This window comes from Nocardiopsis mwathae (assembly GCF_014201195.1).
GTDB lineage: Bacteria > Actinomycetota > Actinomycetes > Streptosporangiales > Streptosporangiaceae > Nocardiopsis_C > Nocardiopsis_C mwathae.
Genome location: NZ_JACHDS010000001.1, coordinates 146,731 through 172,687, shown reverse-complemented (window position 1 = coordinate 172,687; position 25,957 = coordinate 146,731). Strand labels below are relative to the sequence as shown.

Sequence of the window (25,957 nt, the reverse complement as noted above, 5' to 3'; positions counted from 1 at the left end):
CGCGTGTCATGGTGCGGTGTCACCGCCGGCCAGGACGGCGGCGATGCGCTCTCCGGCGTGGCCGTCCCACAGCGGGGGGACCTCGGCCACGGTGGCCGTGCCGATCCCGTCGCCCGCCAGGATCGCGGCGACGAGCCCGGGGAGTTCGGTGTCGGTGACGAGCCGGTTGGTGCCGTGGCTGATGGTCACCGGGCGTTCGGTGTTGGGCCGCAGGGTCAGGCAGGGCACGCCGAGGATGGTGGTCTCCTCCTGCACTCCCCCGGAGTCGGTCACCACGGCGGCCGACCCGCGCACCAGGGTGACGAAGTCGATGTAACCCAGGGGTTCGGCCAGCCGCATCCGCGGGTGGCCGCCCAGGCCGGCCTCCTCGAAGGCGCGGCGGCCGCGGGGGTGCACCGGCATCACCACGTCGGCCTGGTCGGCGACCTCGTGCAGGCGCTTGGTCAGCCGCGCCACGGTCTCGGGGTCGTCCACGTTGGCAGGGCGGTGCAGGGTCGCGGCGACGTAGGTGTCGGGCAGGTCCAGGCGCCGGCGCAGCGCGGCGGTGTCGAAACGGTCCAGGTGGCCCAGGAGGGTGTCGATCATCGGGTTGCCCACGAGGTGGATCCGGTCGGCTGCGACGCCCTCGCGCGCCAGGTGGCCGACGGCCTCGGGGCTGGTCGCGAAGCAGACGTCGGAGAGCTGGTCGGTGAGGCGCCGGTTGACCTCCTCGGGCATGGTCCGGTCGAAGGACCGCAGCCCCGCCTCCACGTGGGCGACGGGGATGTGGAGTTTGGCGGCGACGAGCGCGGCGGCGACCGTGGAGTTCACGTCACCGTAGACGACGACCAGCCCGGGGGACCGGGAGGTGAACTCCCGCTCCAGCCCCACCATGAGGGCGGCCGTCTGCTCGGCGTGCGAGCCGGAGCCGACCCCGAGGTCGACGTCGGGCCGGGGCAGCCCCAGCTCCCGGAAGAAGACCGCCGACATCCGGTCGTCGTAGTGCTGCCCGGTGTGCACCACCGACTGCCGCACGCCGCGCTTCTCCAGGGCCGCCACCACGGGTGCCGCCTTCACGAAGTTGGGCCGAGCACCGACGATGTGCACGACCTCGGCGGACCGGCTCCCGACTGACGACATCGCATTCCCTTCGAAGACGGATGAGATCTTGACCGCTGCCGGACGCCGTGGCGTCACCGGCAGGTCACCACGGCGTGGTTCGATGTGCCACCGTGCGCAACATCCTCAAGGCGGCCACCTTCACCGCGACCCTGACCTGGCGGCACCTGCGGGCCGAGCCCGCCCGTATGCCGCTGCTGGCCCTGCGCCTGCTGCCCGGCGGCGCCCGCCGCCGCGTACGCGACGGCGCGATGCGGATCGGCACGCTGCCGCGGGCCTACGGGCTGTGGGACTCCGGCCGCCGCGACGCGGCGCTGAGCGCCGTCCGCGACTCCGCCGGGCGGCCCTCCGCGTCCCCGCGCGCGGTGGCCCGCATGGCCGCCTTCGCCCTGGCCGTCGAGGAACCCGGGCTCGCCCGGGAGCTGCTGGAGCGCCTGCCCGAGGGAAGGAGCCGCGACCGGCTGGCACACCGGCTGGCGGTGGCGACGGGACGCGCCGTCCCGGCCGACACCACGGTGGGCCCCGCTGCTGACCTCCCTGACCACCGGCACGACATCACGGTAACGCCGCCGCGGAGAACGCGGCGCGACGACACGATGAACGCTGGGCGATCCGCAGCCGACGGGCTGCGCGTCCTGCACATGGTCACCAACGCGCTGCCGCACACCAACGCCGGGTACACCCAGCGCACCCACCGCATCGCGCTCGGCCAGCGCACCGCCGGCCTCGACCCGCACGTGGTGACCCGGCTCGGCTACCCGCTCACCAAGGGCGTGCCCGACGCCCGCGAACGCGTGGACGTCGACGGGGTCCCCTACCACCGGCTGCTGCCCTGGACCGCGCCGACCGACGACGCCGCCGTGCTGCGGGCCGGGCTGCGCCTGGCGGCTCCGCTGGTGGAGCGGTTGAGCCCGGATGTGCTGCACGCCGCCAGCAACCACCACAACGCCCGGCTCGCGCTTGCCCTGCGCGAGCGCTACGGCCTGCCCGTGGTCTATGAGGTGCGTGGCTTCCTGGAGGAGTCGTGGCTGTCGCGCGACGCGTCCCGCAGCGTCGAGGACGCCTACTACGTGGCCGAGCGTGCCCGCGAGACCGCCTGCATGGCCGCGGCCGACCTGGTGGTGACGCTGGGCGAGACGATGCGCGCCGACATCGTGGCCCGCGGCATCGACCCGGAGCGGGTCGCGGTGGTGCCGAACGCGGTCGGTGAGGCGTTCCTGGAGCCGTTGCCCGACGGCGCGCAGCTGCGGCGGGAACTGGGGATCGAACCCGAGGACTTCGTGGCCGGGACCACGACCAGCTGCTACGGCTACGAGGGGCTCGACACACTGGTGGACGCCGTGGCCGAACTGCGCCGACGGGGCGTTGCGGCGCACCTGCTGGTGGTGGGCGACGGGCCGGAGCTGGGCGCGCTGCGCGAGCGCGCGGCCGCGGCCGGGCTGGGCACGGCCGCGCACTTCACCGGCCGGGTCCCGGCCGAGGAGGTGCGGCGCCACCACGCGGTCATCGACGTGTTCACGGTGCCGCGGCGCGACGTGCGGGTGAGTCGGCTGGTCACGCCGCTGAAGCCGGTGGAGGCGATGGCCGGGGGGCTGCCGGTGGTCGCCAGCGACCTCGCGGCGCTGCGCGAGATCGTGGAACCGGGGGTGACCGGTGAGTTAATTCCTCCGGACGACTCGGAAGGTCTGGCGGAGGTGCTGGAAAAGCTGGCTTACAGTCGTGGAACGCGAGAGGCATTCGGTCTCGCGGGCCGCCGGCGGGTCGGAAATGGCCGCACCTGGCGCGCGGCCGCCTACCGCTATATCGAGGTGTATGAGGCGGTAATCCGAAAAGTGTCCGAACCAGGCCAGACCCTGTGATCCCGGCCAACCGGGAAGTAACCTCGGGCGTCTAGTCGGTATTGGAAGTCCTCGATACGCCGCCTCGATATTCCGCACCGAAGAAGAGAAACCCGAGGGGGACCCCCTGTGGATGTCGCTACCTCTACGTCCGACCTGGTCGTCATCGGCCTCGGATACGTCGGCCTGCCCCTGGCGCACGCGGCCAGCAGCTCCGGTCTCAAGGTCACCGGGCTCGATGTCAGCTCCCGGGTCACCGAGGGCCTGAACTCCGGGGCGTCGCACATCGACGACCTGGACTCCGGCGACATCGAGCAGATGTTGGGTGCGGGGTTCCGCGCGACGACCGACCCCGACGTCCTGGGCGGTGCGCACACCATCGTCATCTGCGTCCCCACCCCGCTGTCCGACGAGGGCGGTCCCGACCTGGGCGCCGTCACCGCCGCAGCCCGCGCCGTGGCCTCCCGCCTGGCCCCGGGGACCCTGGTCATCCTGGAGTCCACCACCTACCCGGGCACCACCGAGGAGGTCGTGCGCCCGATCCTGGAGGAGTCGGGCCTGGTCGCCGGGGCCGACTTCCACCTGGCGTTCTCGCCCGAGCGCATCGACCCCGGCAATCCGGCCTTCGGTATCGCCAACACCCCCAAGGTCGTGGGCGGGATGACCGAGCGCTGCGGCGAGCTCGCCGCCACGTTCTACGGGAAGTTCGTGGACTCCGTGGTCCAGGCGCGCGGCACCCGCGAGGCCGAGATGGCCAAGCTGCTGGAGAACACCTACCGGCACGTGAACATCGCGCTGGTCAACGAGATGGCGATCTTCTGCCAGGAGCTCGGTGTCGACCTGTGGGACGCCATCGCGTGCGCCGCCACCAAGCCCTTCGGATTCCAGGCCTTCTACCCCGGCCCCGGGGTGGGCGGGCACTGCATCCCCATCGACCCGAACTACCTGTCCTACAAGGTGAAGACGCTGGGCTACCCGTTCCGCTTCGTAGAGCTGGCCCAGGAGATCAACGCGCGGATGCCGACCTACGTGCTGCAGCGCGCCCAGGAGCTGCTCAACGACAGCGGGCTGGCGCTGTCGCGGTCCAAGGTGCTGCTGCTCGGTGTCACCTACAAGGCGGGGATCGCCGACCAGCGCGAGTCCCCGGCCCGGCCGGTCGCGCGGAAGCTGGCCGCCAAGGGGGCCGCGCTCACCTACCACGACCCGCACGTCGAGGAGTGGACGGTGAACGGCACGCGTGTCCCGCGCGCCGAGAACCTGGAACAGGCTCTGGCCGATGCCGACCTGACCATCCTGCTCACCGACCACACCGATTACCGGCCCAAGCTGCTCACCGAGCGCGCGCGGCTGCTGCTGGACACCCGGGGGGTGCTGCGCCGCCTGAACGACGACGAGGCGGAGAGCCGCCGCACCACCAGCCCGATCAACCGCGAGGGCATCCAGGTCCTCTAGGACGCGTTCCGCGGGCCTCCGAGCCCGCGCATCCGGCCGTGCATCCCCCGGCCCCGGCATCCGCTGGGGCCGGGGGATCGCCGTTGCACGAGCGCATTCGGTCTCTTTCCTCCCTGCCGTGCCCGTTACCGTCCGCCTTCGCGGGATTCCGCCGGAATTTAGGGTGATTTTCCGTTCCGGGGCGCAACCCGCACCACGGCGTTTCCGGGTTTACCGGCCGTAGCGGGCGAAGCCGGTACAAGAGCATTCACCCCGCCCATGCCCGCCGGTAACCCGACTTTTCACCAACTGTTTCCCCGGCTGCCTAGCGTGGCTCCACGACGTTCGCACCATTTAGCGCGAATGTTGGCACAGGCACCTTTGTGGCCGATAGAAGCAGGTGAAGTCGCATATGCACGCTCTAGTGGCCACTGTGGTCCACCACCCGGAAGACGCGCGCATCCTGCACCGGCAGATCCGCGCGCTTCTGGACGCGGGCCACAGCGTCACCTACATCGCACCGTTCCGCGATCGCGGCGTCACGCCATGGCGGGAGCTGACCGCCATCGACGTACCCCGCGCGACGGGGCGACGCCGGGCCCGGTCACTACGGGCCGCCCGGCGGCTCCTGGCCGAGCACGCGCCCCGCGCCGACCTGCTCCTCTTCCACGACCCCGAATTGCTGCTCGCGCTGCCCACGGACCGCCCGGTCACCGTGTGGGACGTCCACGAGGACACCGCCGCCTCGGTGCTCACCAAACCGTGGCTGCCGGCCCCGCTGCGCCGACCGCTGGGACCGGTACTGCGCCACATCGAGCGGCGCGCCGAACGGCGCATGCACCTGATCCTCGCGGAGGAGGGCTACCGCGACCGGTTCGCCCTGCCCCACCCGGTCGTCCCGAACACCACGAACGTGCCGGGGCGGCCCGAGCGCCCGCCGGGCACCGACCGCGTCGTCTACCTGGGCCAGCTGTCCGCCGCGCGCGGCGCCGCCGAGCTGGTCGAGCTCGGACGGCTGCTGCGCCCGCACGGCGTGCGGGTCGAGGTGATCGGGGCGGCCGACGCGGAGACCCGGCCGCTGCTGCGCGCCGCCCAGCTGGAGGGGGCCGTTCACTGGTACGGGTTCGTCCCCAACGACCAGGCGCTGCGCATGGTCAGCGGCGCGACGGCCGGGATCTGCCTGCTTCAGGACACCCCGAACTACCGGCACTCGCTGCCCACCAAGGTCGTGGAGTACATGGCGCACGGACTGCCGGTGGTCACCACGCCGAACCCGGCCGCCTCCCGGCTGGTCACCGGGCGGCCGGAGGGCGACTGCGGGACCGTCGTCCCGTTCGGCGACCCCGTGGCAGCGGCCGCGGCGGTGCTGCGGCTGCGCTCGGACCCGCAGCTGCGCCACCGGTTCGCCCGGACCGGCCACGAGATCGCGCGCACGGCGTTCCACTGGCCGGTACACGCGGAGGTGTTCGTCCGCCAGCTGGAGGAGTGGGCGGCGGCCGCACCCGGTCGGTGCAGGGCGGCGGTCCCCGATGCCGGGCCGGTTCCGCCGCAGGGTGCCGCACCGCCCGCCCAGCAGCGGCTGCCGCTGGTCTGGCCGACGGTTCCCGACCCCGAACCACGGACCGCACCGCGCCGTGTCCTGGGTCACATCGGCACCGACCAGGAATACCTTCCCGGGAAGACGAGTTGAGGCTCATCGACCGTGAAGTCCGCGGTCCCCCACGACCCACGAGGGACATACCGATGAGCGACACCGCCGAACTGCTCGAACTCTCCAAGGAAGCCCAGGACCTGCTGTTCCGCGACGCACGGACCGTCGGCGCCTTCGCCGACGAGCCGGTCACCGAGGAGCAGATCCGCGCCATCCACGACCTGGTCAAGTACGGACCCACCTCGCTGAACACCCAGCCGCTGCGGGTGACCCTGCTGCGCTCGCCCGAGAGCCGCGAGCGCCTGGTCCGGCACATGGCCGAGTCGAACCAGGACAAGACGCGCAATGCGCCGCTGGTCGCGATCCTCGCCTACGACCCCGACTTCCACGAGAAGGGCGAGGAGGTCTTCCCCGGCCGCGGCGAGATGATCAAGGGCATGTTCGCCGACCCGGTCGGCCGCGAGAGCGCCGCCCGCCTCAACGCGGCGCTGCAGGTCGCCTACTTCCTCATCGGCATCCGCGCCGCCGGCCTGGCCGCGGGCCCGATGACCGGCTTCGACGCCCAGGCCGTGGACCGGGAGTTCTTCGCCGACGGCACGCAGAAGAGCCTCGTCGCCGTCAACATCGGCACCCCGGCCGAGGGCCAGCCCCCGTTCGGTCGCCTGCCCCGCTACGACTACACCGACGTCGTCACCGAGCTCTGACGCCCAGCCCTTCGCCTTCCCTCGTTGATCTCGGAGATATCGGGGTAAAAATCGGCGATGACACCCCAGTATCTCCGAGATCAACGGGGGCAGTGCGGGGGCTCAGATGATGGGGGGGCGGCCGTCGCGGGCCATGCGCCAGGCGGTCGACCACTTCATCGGGGTGCGCGGTCCGGCGTCCTCGCGCCATCCCTCCGCGAACCCGCGGAACCAGGCGCGCAGCGCGGCCCGGTCGCGCTCCCGCAGCAGCGTGATGGCCACCCAGTTCACCAGGTAGACCGCGGCGAGCAGCCAGGGCAGGTTGCGCCGCGCCAGCCAGACCCGGTTGCGCGCGTTGAGCCGGTAGAAGTCGTCGTGCCGGGTCGGCTTCACCGCCGGGTGGTACATCACCGCCTCGGCGTCGTAGACGATGTAGAAGCCGGAGTCCAGGATCCGCCACGCGAGGTCGGTCTCCTCGTGGGCGTAGAAGAAGTCGCCCGGCAGCCCGCCGCCCATCTCGAAGGCGCTGCGCCGGATGGCGCACGCCCCACCGAGGAACGTGGTGACCCGGCTTGACCGCTGCGGGTCGCCGACCCGCAGCCGCGGCACGTGGCGCCGCTGGTCGGGGCCGCCGTCGGGGTCGGCGATACGGAAGGACACCGCCCCCAGCTCGGGGTCGTCGGCGAACGCGTCGTGCACATACCGCGCCAGGTCCGGCGATCGGTACCAGCCGTCGTCGTCGAGGAACAGGATGATCTCCCCGTCGCACTGCTGGACGCCGAGGTTGCGCCCCTCGGGGATTCCCACGTTCTCCGGCAGCCGCACCGGCACCACGCCCTCGGGCAGCTCCGGCAGATCGGCGCCGTTGCCCACGACGACGACCTCGATGTCGACGCCCTGCTGCTCGAAGACGCTGTTGATCGCGCGCCGCAGCTCGGCCGGACGGTTGCCCATGGTCAGCAGCACACAGGAGATCTTCATCTGCTGCCTACCTCCGGGACCGGCACCGTCCAGACTGCGGTCAACTGTAGGGGAGGTGGCGCCCCCGACCTGCGCGGGGTCGGACGGATCCGGACCGCGGCCGGACGCGGCCGCGGTCGTCTCGGAGGAAGCGGGACTACTCATGAGAACCGTTCGTGAACATCAGGAGTCAGACAGGGACGTGAGCGTCGACCATCGCATGGCGAGGCTAACCGCAGGATAAAAGCGATGATCACCGCTCGTGTGCAGATTCTACGGAGCGTCACCGATCGCGCGCGGGCATTTCGCGAAGGGCGTCGGCCCCGCAGAGCCGCGGGGGCGACGCCCTCGGGTCACTGCAGCCGGCGCGAAGCCAACACGCTGACCAGGTGCAGCACCGTCTGCAGGGCGGCGACGGCCACGCAGACGGCCACCAGGACCTGGGTGGCCAGCAGGTCGCCGCGGACCGCGTCGATGACGGCGGCGACGACGACCAGCAGCGACAGTTCCACGGCCTGGATGACGCGGTGGAAGCGCAGTGCCGAGGCGAACTTCCGGGCCAGGCTCAGCCCGGCCGAGCGCGGCGCCATCGCGGAGTCGGGGATCTTCTCCGGCAGCCCGGCCTTGGCGCGGGCCACCACGACGTTGTCGGTCTCGACCTTGATGAGCGCGGCGCCGATCGCCGCGGCCATCCCCGCGATCACCCAGCCGCCGGCCTCGAACTCGCCCTGGGCGCGGATGCCCAGGCCGATCAGCAGCGCGATCTCGGACAGGTAGTGCCCGATGCGGTCGAGGTAGATCCCGGCGACGCTGGTGCGCCCGGTGTAGCGGGCCACCTCGCCGTCGGAGCAGTCCAGGAGCAGGTACACCTGGATCAGCACGGCCGCTGCCAGCGCCGTCCACAGCCCGCCGAAGGCCAGCGTGACCCCGGCCAGCACCCCGCACGCCATCATCAGGTAGGTGATGGGGTTCGGCGGCACGCCGAGGCGGACGAAAGCCGTACTCACGTACGGGGAGATATCCCGCATGTAGAGGCGGCCCGCCCAGTGCTCCTCGTTGACGCGCTCCTTGATGCCCTCGGGCTGGCCTCCCGCGCGGACCTCAGCGACCGAGGGTTTCGACATATTCACCGACGCTCCGTCGAATCTCGTCATCCGGCAGGGCCAGGTGCTCCAGGATCGTGTAGCGGCCCGGTCGGGTGGAGGGGGCGTAGGCCACCGCCTCCGCGAAGGCCTCCTGGTCCAAGCCGACGTCGCCGGGGAGGATGGGCAGCTCGTGGCGGAGCAGGCAGGCGCGGATGTCGCGCATCCGCTGCTCGCCCTCGCCCAGGTACTTCTGGCGCAGGTAGTAGGTGTAGAGGCAGCCGATTCCGGCCAGTTCGCCGTGGTTGCTGGTACCCGGGTAGAGCTGGTCGATGGCGTGGAGCACCTCGTGGCAGCCGCCGCTGGCCGGGCGGCTCGACCCGGCCACCGACATCGCCATGCCGCTGAGCACCAGCGCCTCGGCCAGCACGGTGAGGAACTCCTGGGACTCCACCGAGTCGGTGCGGTGCAGCACGGCCTCGGCCGCGACCCGGGCGAAGGTGACGGCCATGCCGTCCACCGGCTCGCCCTGCTCGCGCCCGGCCAGCTCCCAGTCGGCGATGGCCGAGAGGTTGCTGACCGCGTCGCCGATGCCGGAACGCACCAGGCGCTGGGGGGCGGCGCGCACGTAGTCGACGTCGATGACGACGGCGATGGGCATGCTCACGCCGTAGGAACCCTTGCCGCTCTCGTGCTCCAGTGAGGCGGTGGGCGAGGCGATGCCGTCATGGGCGAGGTTGGTGGCCACGGCGACCATGGGGATTCCCGCCATGGACGCGGCGAACTTGGTGACGTCGATGGTCTTGCCGCCGCCGATGCCGGCCACGGCCTCGTAGTGGCCGGACCGCAGCTTCTTGCCGAGGTCGGTGGCCACGTCGATGCTGCCGTCGTCGACCCGGAAGACCTCGCAGTTGGGGAGATCGAGGTCGGCCGCGATCTGGGCGCCCTGGCCGGGTCCGACCGCGACGGCGATGCGTCCCTCGGTGGCGATCCGGCGGTCGGCGAGGACCGCGCCGAGGGAGGCCACGGCTCCCCGGCGGACGTCGATCGTCAGGGGGGAAGGGAGCATCCGGGCTAGTAGCGGCATGCGATCTCCCGGGCGCGGTTCAGGTCGGTGTGGTCGTCCACCTCGACCCAGTCGACCTTCCCGATGGGCGCGGTGGCGACCTTCTCGCCGCGATTCACCAGCTCCTGGTAGCCGTCCTCGTAGTACAGCTGCGGGTCGCGCTCCCAGGTGGCCTTCAGCGCGTCGGCGAGGCGGCCGTCCAGTGAGCCCTCGATGAGGGTGGCCCCGATGTACTCGCCCGCGGCCTGGGCCGGGTCCATGAGCTTGGTGATGTTCCGCAGGTGCCCGGAGGCGTCCAGGGTCACCTTCATCTCTTCGTCGCCGAGGGTTTTGACGTTGTCCACCGCGAGGAGGAGCTCCGGTCCGCGGGCGGCCAGTAGCGTCTCCTCGACACTCACCGGGTGCACGGTGTCGCCGTTGACGAGGAGGACGCCCTCGGAGAAGTACTCACGCGCGGTCCACAGGGAGTAGGCGTTGTTCCACTCCTCGGCCTTGTCGTTGTAGCAGAGCGTCAGTTCGACGCCGTGGCGGCGCTCCAGGGCCTCCTTGCGCTCCTCGACGGCCTCGGCGCAGTAGCCGACGACGACCACGACGTCGGTCAGCCCGGCCGCCGCGAGGTTGCGCAGGGAGATGTCCATGATGGCGGTGTCGTCGCCGTCGACCGGCACCAGCGCCTTGGGCAGGGTGTCGGTGTATGGGCGCAGACGGCGTCCCGCTCCTGCGGCAAGAACCATACCGAGCATGTACGCGCCTTCCTCCTTAACCGGTGGAGGCGTCTGCGCCTCCACGTTCGTTTCGCGGAACATCCGCCAGGGTCGTGACGGGGGTTGCGAGCCAGCTCCCGGTGGCCTCCGCGATGAGCAGCACCACCAGGTAGCCCGCGAGCACGCCGTAGGCGAACGGCAGCCAGCCGAGCGCGCCACCGCAGGCGATGAACAGCATGCGGCCGTCCCAACCCAGCATCGCCCGGGCGATCCAGGCGGGCGGGGGCACACCGCAGCCGGGCCGGAACACGGCGTCGCGGTGGTGTCCGATGACCGCAGTCAAGAGTACGAACACCAGCGGACCCGGCACGCCGGACCCGTAGCCGAGTGCGAGTAGGTAAAGGTACTCGGTTCCGCGCAGGACCGGCGGGACCATCCAATCAAAACGGCCGTCGTGTGGATGCCCCGACGCCACTCCCGCGAGCAGGAGGGCGGCGGCCGGTGCGAACAGGGTAATGCCTGACAAGCGTCCAAGACCGGCGAGTAGCAGCACTCCCACGACCAGCGCACCGGCCGAAGCCGGAAGCAGCGGGGGAAGCGACCCGGCGGCGAACCGCCCCAGGACGGTGCTGAGGTGACCATCGTCACGAAGAACTCGCAGGTCAACCGCGCTTCGCCCGCACGGCTGCGGCAACGCGACCATTCCCGTCCCAATGATGTCGTTCTCGCCCGACCTAGCCCGCGCTGCCCGCTTCGGCACGCACCGGCTGGTCCACGAGTTCGGCCGTGACCGCCACGCCGCAGCCGACGATCAGTGCGATGAACGTCACCCGCGGGTCCCAAATCGTTATCGTCATCGCGATCGTCGCGAACCGGGCGGCCTGGGGAAAGCCCAGCAGCCATCGCGCCGCGATCGGGTACAGGGCGTCCTCGCGGGACGGCTGCCCCCCTTCGGTCCTCTCGGTGGCGCCGGCCGATCCGACACGGCCGCACTCCGGCTCCGGCGGGCCGGTCGGGCCCGCCACGGTACCCGCATGCGGGACCGCGCCCCCGGCGTCGCCCCACGGGGGCGAGCCGAACAGCTTCGCGGTGAGGGCCGGGTCGCTGGGCGTGCGCTCGTCCGCACCCGCACCGGGATCGACGGCGGCGATGGGCGAGTCCGCACCGCGCCGCGGCGCCGGCACCCCCCGGGGGGCCGGGCCCGGTTCGGCGCGGTGCGCGGCCACCACGGCGTCGCGCAGGGCCAGCGCGATGAGCGCACCGCCCGCCCACGCCCAGGCGTTCGGCACCCCCGCCCAGGCCCCGCCCAGGGCCAGGCCCGCGTAGACCACGCACTCGCGCAGCCGGGACAGCATGGCCGCCGACCAGGTGTCGAGCGCGTCGCGCCGCTGCCCGGTGAGCTCGTCGGCCACGGCGTCGGTGAACAGCGCGGCGGCCAGGAAGAGGGAGCCGATGACGGCACCCCGCATGCCGGGCTCGGTGAACCAGACCGCGGCCGGCACGGTCAGGATCAGGCCGATCTTGCCCATCCACGCGGGCGTGAGCCGGGCACGCCGCGCCCAGCGCGCACCGGGGCGGGTCAGTCGACCCAGCCAATGGTCGGTCAGTGCGGCGGCGTTCGCCATGGTCGTGCCCCTCCCCGAGCGGCCCTGCAGTGGAACCGTGACCCAGGAAACCGCGCCAGGCAATCATCGCCACGCACTACACCCGGAGAAAAGAGGGAAAGGGAGGAAAAACGGCCCTGTCGGCCCGAACATCGGCCCGGCCGAGCGAGGGGCCGACGGAATCAGGCCGCCTGGTCGCCGTCTTCGGACTTCTTCTTGTCCTCGGTGGCGTTCTTCTCGTCCTCCGCGGCCTTCTTCTCTTCGGCCTTGCGCTTCTTGGCATCCAGTTCGGCCTGGGTGTCGGCGTTGTAGGCGGCCAGTGCGCTCTTGATGTCGGTGTCGAGGGCCACCGTGCCCTCCTTGATGTACAGGCCGCGGTTGCAGAAGCGCTTCAGGTCGGCCTCACTGTGCGAGACCAGCACCATGGTGCGGTTGTTCGCCAGCATCTCCTCGATCTTGGCGTAGCACTTGCGCTTGAAGGCCTTGTCGCCGACGGCCAGGACCTCGTCGACGAGCATGATCGGGTGCTCCAGCTGGGAGATCAGCGCGAAGCCGAGGCGCACCTTCATGCCGCTGGAGTAGTGCCGCACCGGCATGTCGATGTAGCCCTCGCGGATCTCGGCGAACTCGACGATCTCCTCGAACCTCTCCTCGATCGTCTTGGGGTCCATGCCGTGCAGCGAGCCCACCAGGTGGACGTTCTCCCGGCCGGTGAGCTGGTCGGAGAACCCGGCGCGCAGCTCCAGCAGCGGGGCCACCCGCCCGCGCACCGTGACCTTGCCCTCGTCGGGGATGAGGACCCCGGCGATGAGCTTGAGCAGCGTGGACTTGCCCGTACCGTTCTTGCCGACGATCCCCACGCAGTCGCCGCGGGCGATCTCGAAGGAGATGTCGCGCAGCGGCCAGAAGTCCGCCCCGGCCGCGTTGGGGTCGCGCTTCTTGCCATGGATGAACATCTCGCGCAGGCTGCGCTTGCGCCGGCGGTTCAATGCGAACTTGACGCCGAGCCCCTTGGCCTCGATGACCGGCTGCGTCATCACAACTCCTTCAGGACGGACATTTCCAGACGCCGGAACGTCGAGTACCCGATGGCGAACATGATGACCGCGCCGCCGACGGCTCCCCACAGGGCGATCGACGACGGGGTACCCAGCGGGAACCAGACGGACTGGTGCATCTGGAAGATCCCGACGAGCGGGTTGAGCTGGTAGACCACCTTGAACCACTCCGGCGCCGCCGTGCTGTCGAGGACCAGGGCCGCCGGGTACACGACAGCGGAAGCGTAGAACAGCACCCGGTTCAGGATACGCACGATCCGCTCGATGTCGCGCAGCAGCACGTTGACCGAGGACAGCAGCAGGGTCACGCCAAGGGTGAACACGAACTGCACCACGAGCGCCAGCGGCAGCCACACCAGCAGCCCCATCGCCCAGGTCCGCCCGCCCAGGGCGAAGACGAACACCAGCAGCACCGGCCAGGTGAAGAGGTACTCGACGAACTTCGTGGTGACCACCGCGAGCGGGAAGATCTCCCGCGGCACCTTCATCGTCGTGATGAGCTTGGAGTGGGTGATCAGTGCCCGGGGCGCCTCACCCAGCGACGCGCTGAAGGACAGCCAGGGCAGCAGGCCGCAGATCAGGAACAGCATGTACCCGCCGGGGGCGTCGTGCCCGCCGGGCGTGCCGCGGTCGGCGTTGAGCAGCATGCCGAAGACGAGGAAGTAGACCCCGGCCATCGCCAGCGGCTCCAACATCGACCAGGCGTAGCCCAGCACGGACTGCTGGTACTTGACCTTCAGGTTGCGTCTCACCAGGAGGCCTACGACCTGCCGGTTCTGCCAGACGGCCAGCGCCCTCGACGCCACCGCCACCTCCTCGGGGATGCGGTCTGCAAAAGAACAGGGAACGAACAGGGAACAGCGGACACCGTACGCGCGCCCACGGCATTGCCGGCTGTCAGCGCCGCGCGGAACGGGGACGGACACCGGCGGCCGGGTCGGCCCGGATGCGACCGCGGGTGCGGCGCCGCGTCGAGCCCCGCGGCCCGGGGACGGACGGCCGGGGCCTTCTCCGCATCGGCCGCGGCCGCGTGGGCGCGCCCTTCGGCCTCGGCGCCCGATCTTGTCACAGCAGCGGACCACCGGGAACCCGTTCAGGCGTCCTCAGAGTACCCGCGCTTCCGGAAGGATGGTTCAACCAGGGCGTCCCGCCGCCACCCGGCCCCCCGCCGACGGGGCCGCAGGCCCGGGGGCCGCAGGCCCGGGGGCCGCAGGCCCGGGGGCCGCAGGCCCGGGGGCCGCCGAACGGAGTCCGCTAACCTCGGCTGACGAGGACCGCAGGGTCGGGCGCCACCGGTCCGCCGCGCTCCCTCATCCCCGCACGCGTCCCCGCACCCCTCCGAGGAGAGGCCGACCGATGCCGACCGACGCCGCCACCGGACCCGCACCCGGCGGCGCCCGACCCCATGTGACCGCCGCCGTACTGGCCGGCGGAATCGGCACCCGCATGGGCTCAGCGCTCCCCAAGCAGCTGCTGCCACTGGCCGGACGGCCGGTCATCGAGCACGCCATCGCGGCGTTCTGCGCGTCGCCGCAGGTCGACGACGTCATCGTGCTGATGGTCGCCGACCGGTCGGCGGAGGTCGACAAGATCGTCGCCGACGCCGGGCTGGGCACGAAGGGCGGCGCGCCGACCGCCCCCTACGCCAAGGTCTCGGCGATCCTGCCGGGCGGCGCCACCCGCACCGCCACCTCGCACGCCGCGCTGCGTGCCCTGGACCACCGGCCCGGCACCGACCTGGTCCTGCTGCACGACGCCGCGCGGCCCCTGGTCACCCAGGCCGCCATCGCACGCTGCGTCGACGCGCTCGCCGACGTCGGCGCCGTCGGGGTCGCGGTGCCCTCCTCCGACACGGTGGTGGCGGTCGGCCCGGGTGCCTCGGGCGGCGAGGCCGTCCGCGACGTTCCGCCGCGCAGCACGCTGCGCCGGATGCAGACCCCGCAGGGCTTCCGGCTGGACGTGATCCGCCGCGCCTACGACCTCGCCCTGGCCGACCCCGGCCTGGTCGCCACCGACGACTGCGGGGTGGTACTGCGCTACCTGCCCGACGAGGAGGTCCGCGTCATCGCGGGTGAGGAGACCAACATCAAGGTGACCAACCCCGGCGACGTCGAGATCGCCGAGGTCCTGCTGCGCCTGCGCGACGCCCGCCCGGGACAGGACGGCGGCCCCGGGTCGCGGAGGACGCGGTGAGCGGCGTGTTCAGCCCGACCGAGGTCATCGGGCACCGCGGGGCCGGCCGCGGAGACGGCGGAGCCGATGGGGAGCACGGCCACCCGGAGAACACGGTCGCCTCGCTCCTGGCCGCGGTCGAGCAGGGCGCGACGTGGATCGAGATCGACGTCCGGCGCACCGCCGACGACCGATTGGTGCTCTACCACAACGCGGCGCTGGACGACGGCCGCGCGATCGTGGACCTCCCCGCCGCGGAGTGCGCGGCACACGGCCTGGCCACCCTGGAGGAGGCGGTCGCGGCCGTGCCCGAGCACATCGGGCTGGACGTGGACGTCAAGACGGTGATGGAGGACGCCGCCGACCCGCCGGCCCGGCGCACGATGTCGCTGCTGCTGCCCGCGCTGCGGCGGGAGGCGCGGCGGCGCCGCCTTTTCGTCTGCTCCTTCGACCCGGCGGCGCTGCTGGCCGTGCACGCCGAGGCGCCCGAGGTTCCCACGGCGTGGATGCCGTTCGTGCGCAACCCGCTGGACCAGGCCGTGGCCGGAGCCGCCGGGCTGGGCTGCGAGCTGGTCGCCATCGACGCGCGCTCCTTCGGGCCGGCCGGGGACGAGCCGCGTCCCGGCCGCCGTGCGGTCGGCTACACGGTCGACGTCGCGCACCGCGCCGGGCTGGAGGTCGTCTCCTGGTGCCCCGACCCCGCGGACGCCGCGCGGTTCGCCGACGCCGGTGTCGACGCGGTGGTCGTGGACGACATCCCGGGGGTCCTCAGGGCCCTCCGGTCCCCCGGCTCCCCGTGACGATCTCGGGCGAACGGTTCGGATCTCCGCGCGGGTTCGAGGTGTCCACCCGAGACCGTCGCAGGAGCGGGTCAGGCGGTGGTGCGGTTGGCGCGGGCGGTGCGGGAGTCGGCGCCCAGGCCGCGCGGGCTGGTGATGAAGCCGACGCCCCAGGCCATGTGCATGGTGGCGAGCGCGACGGGGATGGCCACCCGCGCGCCGGCCGGCAGCCCGCGGCCCAGGGGCACCGACGCCGCCAGGATCGCGGCGGCATAGGCGCCCGGAACGATCCAGGCCGGCCAGAACGCGAACCCGGCGACCAGGCCGACGAGGATGGCGGTGACCGCCATCGGCGGCGCCAGGTAGCGGAGGTTGATCGTGCCCTTGTGCTGGCGGGCCACCACGCGCCGCCACCGGCCGTAGTGGAAGTACTGCTTGGCCAGCGCCTTGGCGTCGGGCCGCGGCCGGTAGGAGACGCGCATGCGCGGCTGGAACCACACGACGCCGCCGGTGCTGCGGATGCGGTGGTTCATCTCCCAGTCCTGGGCGCGCAGGAACGCCTCGTCGTAGCCGTCCACCCGGTCGAGCGCCGAGCGCCGGAACACGCCCAGGTAGACGGTGTCGGCCGGGCCGCCCTCGCCTCCGGTGTGGAAGCGCGCGTTGCCGACCCCGACCTTGGAGGTCATGGCGGCGGCGACGGCCTGCTCCCAGGGGGTCTCGCCCTCGGCGGCCATGATGCCGCCGACGTTGTCCGCGCCTGTCTCCTCCAGGGTCTCCACGGCCACCCGCAGGTAGTCGGAGGGCATCATGGCGTGGCCGTCGATGCGGGCGACGACGGTGTGGGAGGACGCCTGGATCGCGGCGTTCAACCCGGCCGGGGTGCGGCCGGTGGGGTTGGCCACCACCTTCACCCGGGGGTCGGCGGCCGCCAGCGCGTCGGCGACCTCCTGGGTGCGGTCCGTCGACGGTCCGACGGCGAGCACGACTTCGAGCTCGCCCGGGTACTCCTGGGCGAGGACGTGCCGCACTGCGGCGCCGAGGTGGCGCTCCTCGTTCAGGACGGGCATGACAACCGATACGGCAGGCCAGGTCACGGTCGATTCCAAGTTGGTCACCAGGGGGCGGGTCAATGACGTGGAGCGCCCGCCGGCCACTCCGCCCGCACGGCGCGGGGGACGGGGCCGGGTGCTCCGCAGGTAACGGTACCGGCTGTCCCGGCCGGATCCGGCCCTGCTCACCGCCGCCGCCCGCCTCCCCCTCTCCCCTGCCCGGTGCCCGCTCACGCGACGGCTCCGCCCGTGTCACGGACCGGGCGACAACACGCCGAGGACCGACATCCGGTGACCCATCGGTGGATTGGGTGACAACCTAGGGAAGCCAGTGCCGGGGGACGACACGCCGGTGTCGGGGAGGACAGACATGAGCGAGCGGAAGAACGAGCCGGAGTTCCGCCGGGTACGTTCGGCGCCCACACCCCCCGGCAGCCGCGGGGGCACCCCGCCCGCGCGCGACCCTCTGCCGCTGCCCGACCCCACGGTGCGCCGCAAGCGGTGGGCGCTGCTGTTCGCCGGGTCGATGTCGGTCGTCGTGCTGCTGGCGTCCGGCACGGCCTGGGCGATCACCGGCTGGATGTCCGGCCAGCTCAACCGGTTCGACGTCTTCGGCGGCCTGGTCGACCGGCCCGACGCCGGCCCCAAGGGCGCTCTCGACTTCCTGGTGATCGGATCCGACAGCCGCGAGGGCGTCAGCCCGGAGGACCAGAGCGGCCTGGGGGTCGGGCACATCGGAGGGGAGCGCTCCGACACGATGATGCTGGTGCACCTGAACAACGATCGCGACGAGATCACCGTCGTCGGCATCCCCCGCGACTCCTGGGTGGACATCCCCGGCCACGGCGAGAACAAGATCAACGCCGCCTACGCCTTCGGCGGCCCGCAGCTCACCGTGCAGACGGTGGAGACCCTGACGCGGGTGCGCATCGACCACTACGTCGAGGTCGACTTCACCGGCTTCGTCGACGTCGTGGACGCCCTGGACGGCATCGAGGTGTGTCTGCCCGAACCCATCGATGACCCCAAGGCCCAGCTGGACATGGACGCCGGCACCCACCAGGTCGACGGCGCCGAGGCGCTCGCCTTCGCCCGCACCCGCAAGACGGCCGGCGGCGACCTCGACCGGATCGACCGCCAGCAGCAGGTCCTCTCGGCGCTGCTCGACAAGGCGCTGGGCTCCGACACGCTGAGCGACCCGCGGCGGCTCTCCGCCTTCCTCGATCACGCGCTGGGCTCCGTCACCGTCGACGAGGGCCTGGACACCAGGACCATCAACCAGCTCGCCAACCGGCTCAGCGACATCGGGCTCGACGACGTGTCCTTCACCCAGGTCCCGTTGGACGACACCGCCTACTGGACACCGCGCGGTGACGTCGCGGTCACTTGGAACCGCAGGGCGGCGGACCGGCTGTTCGCGCAGATCGCCGCGGACAAGCCGATCACCGACCCCGAGCAGGCGGCCGGCAGGGGGGAGACCGCGGACCCCGGCGACGCCCCGGGCGACCTGCGCCCCGGCGACATCCGGGTGCAGATCTTCAACGGCACCGGAACACCGGGGCAGGGGAACCGGGCGCGCGCGGAGTTCACCGGCGCCGGGTTCCAGGTCCCGGCGGCGGCGCAGGACTGGTCGTCCGCAGACGTTCCGACGACGCTGGTCCGGCACGCACCCCAGCGCAAGAGGGCGGCCGAACTCGTCGCCGACGCCGTGCCCGACGCCCGGCTGCAGGAGGACTCCACGCTGGGCGCGGAGGTCCAGGTCGTGGTCGGGTTCACCTATACGGGTCTCGACGCGCCGCAGGGGGCCGCGGCCGCGGAGCCGACACCGGAACCGAGCGCGGGCGAGCGCAGCCGGGTCCGGACCTCCACCGCCAGGGACAACGTCTGCGGTGACTGAGGCGGGGTGTCCCGCACCCCTTTTCCCCCGATGTGGGCCGGTATCCTGGAAGGCCACGACCGGAAACGGGCCGGGGCGGGTTCGGCGGATGCCCACCGGCAGGCGAGCGGCCGTCCGGGGCCGCGAGCCGGGGACGATCCGCCGGGCAGGCCCCCGGCGCCGAGCCGCGAGGAGGCCCCATGTTGCGCCACCTGATCGGGCTGGTGGTCGGTCTGATCCTCACGCCCCTGCTGTGGCTGGGCGTCGCGTGGGCGGCCACCGGTGTCGAACCGGTACTGCGGGGCGAGGGCTTCGGCGCCCCCCTGGTCATGCCGGCGGTCGCCGTGCTGATGCTCATCGGGGTGGTCTGCGGGTTCCTCGCCGGAGCGCGCGTCTCGCCCCTGGCGGCGCTGGTCTCCGGCGGGCTGATCCTGGCGTTCTCCCTGTGGCCGGTGCTGAACCCGGCGTCGCTCAGCGCGGCGCTGCCCGGGTGGATCGCGCAGGGCACGTTCTTCCACCCGGTGGGTCCGGCGCTGCCGATCGCCCTGCCGCTGGGCACACTGCTGTTCATCTCGGCGCTGGCGCCCTCGCGGTGGCGCCGCTCCGCGATGCCGCAGGCCGGGCCGGTGGCGCCGACCGTCGCGGCGGGCGATCCCGGTGCCGTCCCGCCGCAGCCCGGCCCCGGCCGCCGCGAGCCCGAGGGCGAGCCGGGCCCGGGCGCGCAGCGGTTCGACGCGCCGCCGCACGCCGTCGGCCCCGGTACAGGCGGAGATGCCAACACGACGATCCCGTTCCGCCGTGATCCGCAGACCGGGGCCGCGGAGCCCGGCTGGGATCGTCCGGCCCCGGGGGCGGCGTCGCACACCCGGGTGTTCGGCGACGAGGACCGCCGCTGAGGCGCCGCGCCTACCGCTGGGTAGTCTCGGGTTCGACGACGCACTCGCGAACTGCCAGAATTCATCGCACGATCTGACGAATCCTGCGCCCCTTGCGCCATCCATACCGTCTTGGGATCAAGTACGGGTTGTACGGGGACCGTCCGGCGGCAATGTCACAACTAACGGACGCAACCGATCGACGGCGCACGGGGACGCACTATGCGGGAAATCCACCGACCCCGGAACACCACCGGTGATCACCCGCCCCAGCACATGACACCGCTCCCCCGTAACGGGCCGGGACCAGCTCATCCCCAGGTTCATCAGGCGTCCCGCCGGTACTACCATGCCAGGGCCGGTTCAGCCGAGCGCACTCAGGCGATCGACCACGCACGAAGGGCCTGAACGCGGCAGCAGTCGAGAGAGGAACTTGGACCATTGGTCGCAGACAAGCAGCGGCTCAGCGGAGCTGAGCCCACGCGGACGGCCCCCAGAAGGATCTCCGTCATCGGGACGGGGTACCTGGGTGCCACACACGCCGCCTGCATGGCCGAACTCGGGTTCGACGTGCTGGGCCTCGACGTCGACCAGGCCAAGATCGACGCCCTGTCCTCCGGACGCCTGCCCTTCTACGAGCCCGGCCTGGAGGAGATCCTCAGCCGCAACCTGGCCGACGGCCGCCTGCGGTTCACCACCTCCTACGACGAGGTCGCCGAGTTCGCCGACGTCCACTTCGTCTGCGTGGGCACCCCCCAGCGCGCCGACTCCAACGCCGCCGACCTCACCTACCTGGACGCGGCCATCGACGCGCTGGGCCCCCGGCTGACCCGCCCGGCGGTGGTCATCGGCAAGTCGACCGTGCCGGTGGGCACCGCCGCCTGCGCGGCGGCGCGGCTGCAGACCCTGGCCCCGGCCGGGCGCGACGTCGAGCTGGGGTGGAGCCCGGAGTTCCTGCGCGAGGGCTTCGGCGTTGAGGACACCCTGCGCCCCGACCGGATCGTCATCGGCACCGACTCCCCCCGGGTCGAGGAGGCCATGCGGGAGGTCTCCGCCGCGCAGATCGAGCAGAAGATCCCGTTCCTGGTCACCGACCTGCAGACCGCCGAGCTGGTGAAGGTCGCCGCCAACGCGTTCCTGGCCACCAAGATCTCCTTCATCAACGCCATGGCGGAGGTTTCGGAGGCGGCCGGCGCCGACGTGATGCAGCTGGCCAAGGCACTGTCGTACGACGACCGGATCGGCGGGAAGTTCCTCGGCCCCGGCCTCGGCTTCGGCGGCGGGTGCCTGCCCAAGGACATCCGCGCGTTCATGGCGCGCGCCGACGAGCTGGGGGTGGAACCGGCGCTGTCGTTCCTCCGCGAGGTCGATGCCATCAACCAGCGGCGCCGGGCGCGCACGATCGACATCGCGCGAACTCTGATCGGCGGCGGGTTCGCCGGGCGCACGGTGGGCGTGCTGGGGGCGTCGTTCAAGCCGAACTCCGACGACATCCGCGACTCCCCGGCGCTGGACGTCGCCTCGACGATCGCCTCGCTGGGGGCGACGGTGACGGTGTACGACCCCGAGGCCCTGGACAACGCGCGGCGCGTGCACCCGGAGCTGAAGTACGCGCACACGATGGTGGAGGCGGTGCGCGACGCCGAGGTCGTGCTGCTGCTGACCGACTGGGCCGAGTTCCGCGACGCCGACCCCGACGAGCTGGCCAAGGTGGTGGCCGAGCGGCGGATCGTGGACGGCCGCAACGCGCTGGACCCCGCCCACTGGCGGGCGCGCGGGTGGATCTACCGGGCGCTGGGCCGGCCATAGGGCGTTCTCGCTCGGGGCGCCCGGACTTCCCCGCCCCACCTCTGCCGTCCCGTGCGTGTTTCCCTGCGTACGGGACGATCGGCGGCGATCCGACGGCGGGTCGCCGCCGTTTCGCTACCCGCAAGTAACCTCAGATTGTCCCAATTTGCCCAAAATGGGACCCTATGTACAAGCGAATAGCCTCCATCCTGCTGACCGCCCTGCTGATTCCCGGCCTCCTGGGCATCGCACCGGCATCGGCGGAGAACAGGCCATCCCCCGCCATCGCCACGTACAACGTCTTCCTCCTCCCCAAGGCCCTCTATCCCAACTGGGGCCAGGACAAGCGCGCCGACCTCATCGCCGACGACGGTGTCGTCGCCGACCAGGACGTGGTCGTCTTCCAGGAACTGTTCGAGAACACCAGCGGCGACCGGCTGCGGGCGGCCGTCTCCGAGAAGTACCCGCACGGCACCCCCGTCGTCGGCCGGTCCAGGTCCGGCTGGGACACCACCACCGGGTACCGCCCCGAGACCACCACCAACGGCGGCGTGAGCATCCACAGCGTCTGGCCCATCACCCGCCAGGAGCAGCACATCTTCCCGCGGGCCTGCGGTTCCGACTGGTTCTCCAACAAGGGCTTCGCCTACGTCGAGATCGACTCCCCCCACGGCACCCTGCACGTCCTCGGCACACACATGCAGTCCGAGGACCGGGGCTGCACCAGCGGCCAGGACGCGCGCATCCGCAGCCGTCAGCTGGCGCAGATCCGCTCCTTCCTCGACGGCAAGGACATCCCCGACGACGAACAGGTCTACCTGGCCGGAGACCTCAACATCATCGGCGGCACCGCCGAGTACGACCAGGCGATCGAGACACTGGACGCCGTGGCCCCCACCTTCACCGGCGCCGAGTACTCCTGGGACCCGACCACCAACTCGGTCGCCGAGGGCCAGTACCCGGGCTGGGCCCCCCAGCACCTCGACTACGTCCTGCCCATCCGCAACGGGGCGGCACCCCAGGCGTACCGCAACGAGACGCGCGCGGTGAAGAGTGAGCCCTGGACGGTCCGCTCGTGGGGCAGGGACTACACCTACGACGACTACTCCGACCACTACCCCGTCTTCGGCGGCGCCGTCTGACCGGCGTGCCCGACCGCGACACGACCGAATGAAGCCCCGGGCGGCCGGGGGAGCCGGACAGCGGGCAGAATCGCACCCATGAGCGACATCAGCGGAGACGCCCGCACCACCACCGGCGTCGATGACGACGACATCCGCCGCGTCCTGCGGGAGAGCGAGGTCTGGGCGATCGTCGGCCTGGGGGGCGATCCCGGCCGCCCCGCCTACGGCGTCGCCGCGTTCCTGCAGAGCCGCGGCAAGCGCATCGTCCCGGTGCATCCCTCGGCCGCCACCGTGCACGGCGAGCGGGGCTACGCCTCGCTCGCCGACATCCCCTTCGCGGTGGATGTGGCCGACGTGTTCCGCCGCTCGGCGGACGCGGGAGCGGTCGCCGACGAGGCACTGGCCCGCGACGACATCACGACCGTCTGGTTCCAACTCGGGGTGGTCGACCCCGCCGCGGCCCGGCGGGTGCACGACGCCGGACGGACCATGGTGATGGACCGCTGTCCCGCGATCGAATGGCCCCGGCTGCTGGGCTGATCCCCTGGCCGCCACGGTGCGCCGACAATTGCGCGGTGGCAATCCCCACCGCGCAGATTCACCGGCGCCCGATCGGGGTAGGGGCGAGGGCATGCGACGCTCCCGGCTTCTGCGGGTCTTCGGACCGAAGCCCGCACGGCGCTCCACGGGCGACCTTTCCGCCGCGCCCGCCGACCGGCCACCCGACGACGACCAGAGCCCCGAACGCAGGGCGCACTCGGCGAGTCGGCAGCAGCTCGCGCGTGAGCACGGCTGGACCTACATCGAGCGCGACACCCGCGCCATCCAGGGCTGGCCGCGCACCGCACTGCCGCCCGGGCCGCTGGGCCGGGTCCGCGACGAGATCACCGGCCACTACCGCGGACGCTCCTTCCGCTACTTCGACTACGTACACCGCGAATCCGAGCACGCCCCGTGGCGCAGGCTGGCGGTCTGCGCGGTCAACATCCCGGTGCAGGTCCCCTACCTCTACGTCCGCGACCCCGGCGGCGGCCACGAGTTCTACGCCGAGAGCCCGGAGGCGGACTTCGCCCTGGAACTGCTCTCCGACGACGTTCGCGAGGACATCCGGGAGAACGGCTTCACCGACCTCGTCATCGACCGCGACCTGCTCATCTGCACCGCCGCGGGCGGCGGCCCCCACGACGTCGAACCCCGCCTCGACGCCCTGACCCGCCTCATCTCCCACGTCCCCGCCGACGTCTGGGCGCATTGGGGACGGTGAGGGTACGGGCGGACGACTCATCCGCCCCGGCTGCGCCGTACCCGACGGGCACGCAACCGCTCGTCCGTCAGACCCCGAAACCCATGGAGTTGCCGCCGGTGACCTGGCGGCGAAGGCGTTCGCCCTTGGCTTGGGCCTGGGCCTTCAGCTCCTGCTGGAACTTGGCCATCCGGTCGCACAGGTCGGTGTCGTGGGCGGCCAGCATGCGGATGGCCAGCAGGCCGGCGTTGCGGGCGGCGCCCACCGCGACCGTCGCGACCGGGACACCGGCCGGCATCTGCACGATGGACAGCAGCGAGTCCATCCCGTCGAGGTACTTCAGCGGGACCGGCACGCCGATGACCGGCAGCGTGGTGACCGAGGCGAGCATGCCGGGCAGGTGGGCGGCGCCCCCGGCCCCGGCGATGATGACCTTCAGGCCGCGGTCGGCCGCCTCGGAGCCGTAGGCGATCATCTCGTGCGGCATGCGGTGCGCGGAGACGACATCGGCCTCGTAGGTGACCCCGAACTCGTCCAGGGCCTTGGCCGCTTCCTCCATGACGGGCCAGTCGGAGTCGCTGCCCATCACGATGCCGACGGTCGGGGCGGTCTCGGTCACTGGGGATCTCCCTTGAGGTAGGCGGCGGCGTCACGGGCGCGGGCGAGCAGGTCCTCGTAGTCGCCGCCGGCCACGTTGACGTGTCCGATCTTGCGGCCGGGGCGGACCTCCTTGCCGTAGAAGTGCACCTTCAGCTCGGGGTCCTTGGCCATGACATGAATGTAGCGGCTGTAGACGTCGGGGTCCGCTCCGCCGAGCAGGTTGGCCATCACCGTGTAGGGGGCGGTGGGCGACGGCGACCCCAGCGGCAGGTCGAGCACGGCGCGCAGGTGCTGCTCGAACTGGCAGGTGCGGGCTCCGTCCATGGTCCAGTGCCCGGAGTTGTGCGGGCGCATCGCCAGCTCGTTGATGACGACCCCGTGGGCCGTCTCGAACAGCTCGACCGCGAGCATGCCGACCACGCCGAGCGCCTGGGCCAGCTCGATCGCCAGTTCCTGGGCGCGGGTGGCCTTGGCCGCGTCCAAGTCGGGGGCGGGGGCGATCACCTCGTGGCAGATGCCGTCGCGCTGCACGGTCTCGACGACGGGGTAGACCGCGACCTGCCCGTAGGGCGAACGGGCGACCTGTACCGCCAGCTCGCGCCGGAACGCGACCTTCTCCTCGGCCAGCAGCCGGACCCCGGCCTCGGCGGCACGCTCCAGCACCACCAGGGCCTCGGCGGCGTCGTCGACGACCCACACGCCCTTGCCGTCGTAGCCGCCACGCGCCGCCTTCAGCACGAGCGGCCAGCCGACCTCCTCGGCGAACGCCTCGACCTGGGCGACGGTGGTCACCGCGCGCCACCGCGGGCAGGGCGCGCCCAACTCCTCGGCGCGCGTGCGCATGCGCAGCTTGTCCTGGGCGTAGCGCAGGGCGTCGCGCCCGGGCCGGACCACCACACCCGAGGCCTCCAGCTCCCGCAGCACCGGGTCGGGTACGTGCTCGTGGTCGAAGGTGAGGACGTCGCAGGACTTCCCGAACGCCAGCAGGTCGTCCCGGCCCCGGTCGTCGCCGAGGTGCACGTCACCGCAGACCAGCGCCGCGCTGTCGGTCGCCGACGCCGCCAGCACCCGGAAGTCCACGCCCAGCGCGATCCCCGCCTGGTGGGTCATCCGGGCGAGCTGGCCACCGCCGACCATTCCAACGCTGGGGACGGGCCGATTACGCTCGCTCACAATGCCTCACTCGTTCGATCACCGGTGCGGGAGGGGGCTCACGGCTGCCAGGGGGCACGGGACGGCCTCTGGCACCCCACGGAAGTCTAATGACCGGCCCGAG

At 72.0% G+C, this 25,957-nt stretch carries 23 protein-coding genes and 1 pseudogene; 12 read left to right on the top strand and 12 right to left on the bottom strand.

The window, feature by feature from the left end; genetic code table 11:
* Positions 1 to 6 precede the first annotated feature (6 nt).
* Positions 7 to 1,119, bottom strand: coding sequence for a non-hydrolyzing UDP-N-acetylglucosamine 2-epimerase (wecB, locus tag HNR23_RS00775; RefSeq protein ID WP_184072493.1), 1,113 nt, complete (start codon positions 1,117 to 1,119; stop codon positions 7 to 9).
* Positions 1,120 to 1,286: 167 nt separating this feature from the next.
* Between wecB and HNR23_RS00770 the strand changes: the two genes are divergently transcribed.
* From HNR23_RS00770 to HNR23_RS00755, 4 genes are all read left to right on the top strand, one after another.
* Positions 1,287 to 2,957: a glycosyltransferase family 4 protein gene (locus HNR23_RS00770; protein WP_246421875.1), complete on the top strand. Its 1,671-nt coding sequence runs from the start codon at positions 1,287 to 1,289 to the stop codon at positions 2,955 to 2,957.
* Positions 2,958 to 3,065: 108 nt separating this feature from the next.
* A complete protein-coding gene (locus HNR23_RS00765; RefSeq protein ID WP_184072491.1) occupies positions 3,066 to 4,388 on the top strand; it encodes a nucleotide sugar dehydrogenase in 1,323 nt (440 codons plus the stop codon).
* A gap of 391 nt (positions 4,389 to 4,779) precedes the next feature.
* The gene (locus tag HNR23_RS00760) at positions 4,780 to 6,057 is read left to right on the top strand and encodes a glycosyltransferase family 4 protein (RefSeq protein ID WP_184072489.1); all 1,278 of its coding nucleotides are present in this window, start codon (positions 4,780 to 4,782) and stop codon (positions 6,055 to 6,057) included.
* Positions 6,058 to 6,110: 53 nt separating this feature from the next.
* The gene (locus HNR23_RS00755; RefSeq protein WP_184072487.1) at positions 6,111 to 6,722 is read left to right on the top strand and encodes a malonic semialdehyde reductase; all 612 of its coding nucleotides are present in this window, start codon (positions 6,111 to 6,113) and stop codon (positions 6,720 to 6,722) included.
* A 102-nt stretch (positions 6,723 to 6,824) separates the two neighbouring features.
* On the opposite strand, the gene HNR23_RS00750 is transcribed toward HNR23_RS00755, so the two are convergent.
* The 8 genes and pseudogenes from HNR23_RS00750 to HNR23_RS00715 all read right to left on the bottom strand — a co-directional run bounded on the left by HNR23_RS00750 (position 6,825) and on the right by HNR23_RS00715 (position 13,981).
* A complete protein-coding gene (locus HNR23_RS00750; RefSeq protein WP_184072485.1) occupies positions 6,825 to 7,682 on the bottom strand; it encodes a glycosyltransferase family 2 protein in 858 nt (285 codons plus the stop codon).
* Between the two features lie 332 nt (positions 7,683 to 8,014).
* Positions 8,015 to 8,785: a CDP-alcohol phosphatidyltransferase family protein gene (locus HNR23_RS00745; RefSeq protein ID WP_184072483.1), complete on the bottom strand. Its 771-nt coding sequence runs from the start codon at positions 8,783 to 8,785 to the stop codon at positions 8,015 to 8,017.
* Positions 8,763 to 9,812, bottom strand: a complete 1,050-nt coding sequence (locus HNR23_RS00740; protein ID WP_184079677.1) for an iron-containing alcohol dehydrogenase family protein — start codon at positions 9,810 to 9,812, stop codon at positions 8,763 to 8,765. Before HNR23_RS00740 ends, HNR23_RS00745 begins: the two co-directional genes overlap by 23 nt.
* Before the next feature lie 5 nt (positions 9,813 to 9,817).
* Positions 9,818 to 10,552 (bottom strand): phosphocholine cytidylyltransferase family protein, encoded by a 735-nt coding sequence (locus HNR23_RS00735; RefSeq protein WP_184072481.1) that lies wholly within the window; start codon positions 10,550 to 10,552, stop codon positions 9,818 to 9,820.
* Positions 10,553 to 10,568: 16 nt separating this feature from the next.
* Positions 10,569 to 11,216, bottom strand: a complete 648-nt coding sequence (locus HNR23_RS00730; RefSeq protein WP_184072479.1) for a DUF5941 domain-containing protein — start codon at positions 11,214 to 11,216, stop codon at positions 10,569 to 10,571.
* A 31-nt stretch (positions 11,217 to 11,247) separates the two neighbouring features.
* Positions 11,248 to 12,138, bottom strand: a complete 891-nt coding sequence (locus tag HNR23_RS00725; RefSeq protein WP_246421518.1) for a hypothetical protein — start codon at positions 12,136 to 12,138, stop codon at positions 11,248 to 11,250.
* Positions 12,139 to 12,299: 161 nt separating this feature from the next.
* A pseudogene (locus tag HNR23_RS00720) lies at positions 12,300 to 12,983 on the bottom strand (ABC transporter ATP-binding protein); the annotation flags it as partial.
* Positions 12,984 to 13,153: 170 nt separating this feature from the next.
* The gene (locus tag HNR23_RS00715) at positions 13,154 to 13,981 is read right to left on the bottom strand and encodes an ABC transporter permease (protein ID WP_184072475.1); all 828 of its coding nucleotides are present in this window, start codon (positions 13,979 to 13,981) and stop codon (positions 13,154 to 13,156) included.
* Between the two features lie 550 nt (positions 13,982 to 14,531).
* On the opposite strand from HNR23_RS00715, the gene HNR23_RS00710 reads away from it, so the two are divergent.
* A complete protein-coding gene (locus HNR23_RS00710; protein WP_184072473.1) occupies positions 14,532 to 15,368 on the top strand; it encodes an IspD/TarI family cytidylyltransferase in 837 nt (278 codons plus the stop codon).
* Positions 15,365 to 16,147: a glycerophosphodiester phosphodiesterase family protein gene (locus HNR23_RS00705; protein ID WP_184072471.1), complete on the top strand. Its 783-nt coding sequence runs from the start codon at positions 15,365 to 15,367 to the stop codon at positions 16,145 to 16,147. The genes HNR23_RS00710 and HNR23_RS00705 overlap by 4 nt, the downstream gene beginning before the upstream one ends.
* 71 nt (positions 16,148 to 16,218) lie before the next feature.
* Here HNR23_RS00705 and HNR23_RS00700 read toward each other — a convergent pair whose 3' ends face one another.
* A complete protein-coding gene (locus HNR23_RS00700) occupies positions 16,219 to 17,193 on the bottom strand; it encodes a glycosyltransferase family 2 protein (protein WP_246421517.1) in 975 nt (324 codons plus the stop codon).
* A 352-nt stretch (positions 17,194 to 17,545) separates the two neighbouring features.
* Between HNR23_RS00700 and HNR23_RS00695 the strand changes: the two genes are divergently transcribed.
* From HNR23_RS00695 to HNR23_RS00670, 6 genes are all read left to right on the top strand, one after another.
* Positions 17,546 to 19,072, top strand: coding sequence for an LCP family protein (locus tag HNR23_RS00695; protein ID WP_184072469.1), 1,527 nt, complete (start codon positions 17,546 to 17,548; stop codon positions 19,070 to 19,072).
* A 179-nt stretch (positions 19,073 to 19,251) separates the two neighbouring features.
* A complete protein-coding gene (locus HNR23_RS00690; RefSeq protein ID WP_184072467.1) occupies positions 19,252 to 19,947 on the top strand; it encodes an ABC transporter permease family protein in 696 nt (231 codons plus the stop codon).
* A 528-nt stretch (positions 19,948 to 20,475) separates the two neighbouring features.
* Positions 20,476 to 21,735: a UDP-glucose dehydrogenase family protein gene (locus HNR23_RS00685; protein ID WP_246421874.1), complete on the top strand. Its 1,260-nt coding sequence runs from the start codon at positions 20,476 to 20,478 to the stop codon at positions 21,733 to 21,735.
* 164 nt (positions 21,736 to 21,899) lie between these two features.
* Positions 21,900 to 22,856, top strand: coding sequence for a sphingomyelin phosphodiesterase (sph, locus tag HNR23_RS00680; RefSeq protein WP_184072463.1), 957 nt, complete (start codon positions 21,900 to 21,902; stop codon positions 22,854 to 22,856).
* Between the two features lie 78 nt (positions 22,857 to 22,934).
* Positions 22,935 to 23,378, top strand: a complete 444-nt coding sequence (locus HNR23_RS00675) for a CoA-binding protein (RefSeq protein WP_184072461.1) — start codon at positions 22,935 to 22,937, stop codon at positions 23,376 to 23,378.
* A 91-nt stretch (positions 23,379 to 23,469) separates the two neighbouring features.
* Positions 23,470 to 24,102, top strand: a complete 633-nt coding sequence (locus HNR23_RS00670) for a type III secretion system chaperone family protein (protein WP_246421515.1) — start codon at positions 23,470 to 23,472, stop codon at positions 24,100 to 24,102.
* A 67-nt stretch (positions 24,103 to 24,169) separates the two neighbouring features.
* On the opposite strand, the gene purE is transcribed toward HNR23_RS00670, so the two are convergent.
* Both purE and HNR23_RS00660 read right to left on the bottom strand, forming a co-directional pair.
* Positions 24,170 to 24,700, bottom strand: a complete 531-nt coding sequence (gene purE / locus HNR23_RS00665) for a 5-(carboxyamino)imidazole ribonucleotide mutase (RefSeq protein ID WP_184072459.1) — start codon at positions 24,698 to 24,700, stop codon at positions 24,170 to 24,172.
* Positions 24,697 to 25,854 (bottom strand): 5-(carboxyamino)imidazole ribonucleotide synthase, encoded by a 1,158-nt coding sequence (locus HNR23_RS00660; RefSeq protein ID WP_184072457.1) that lies wholly within the window; start codon positions 25,852 to 25,854, stop codon positions 24,697 to 24,699. Before HNR23_RS00660 ends, purE begins: the two co-directional genes overlap by 4 nt.
* Between the last annotated feature and the right edge of the window lie 103 nt (positions 25,855 to 25,957).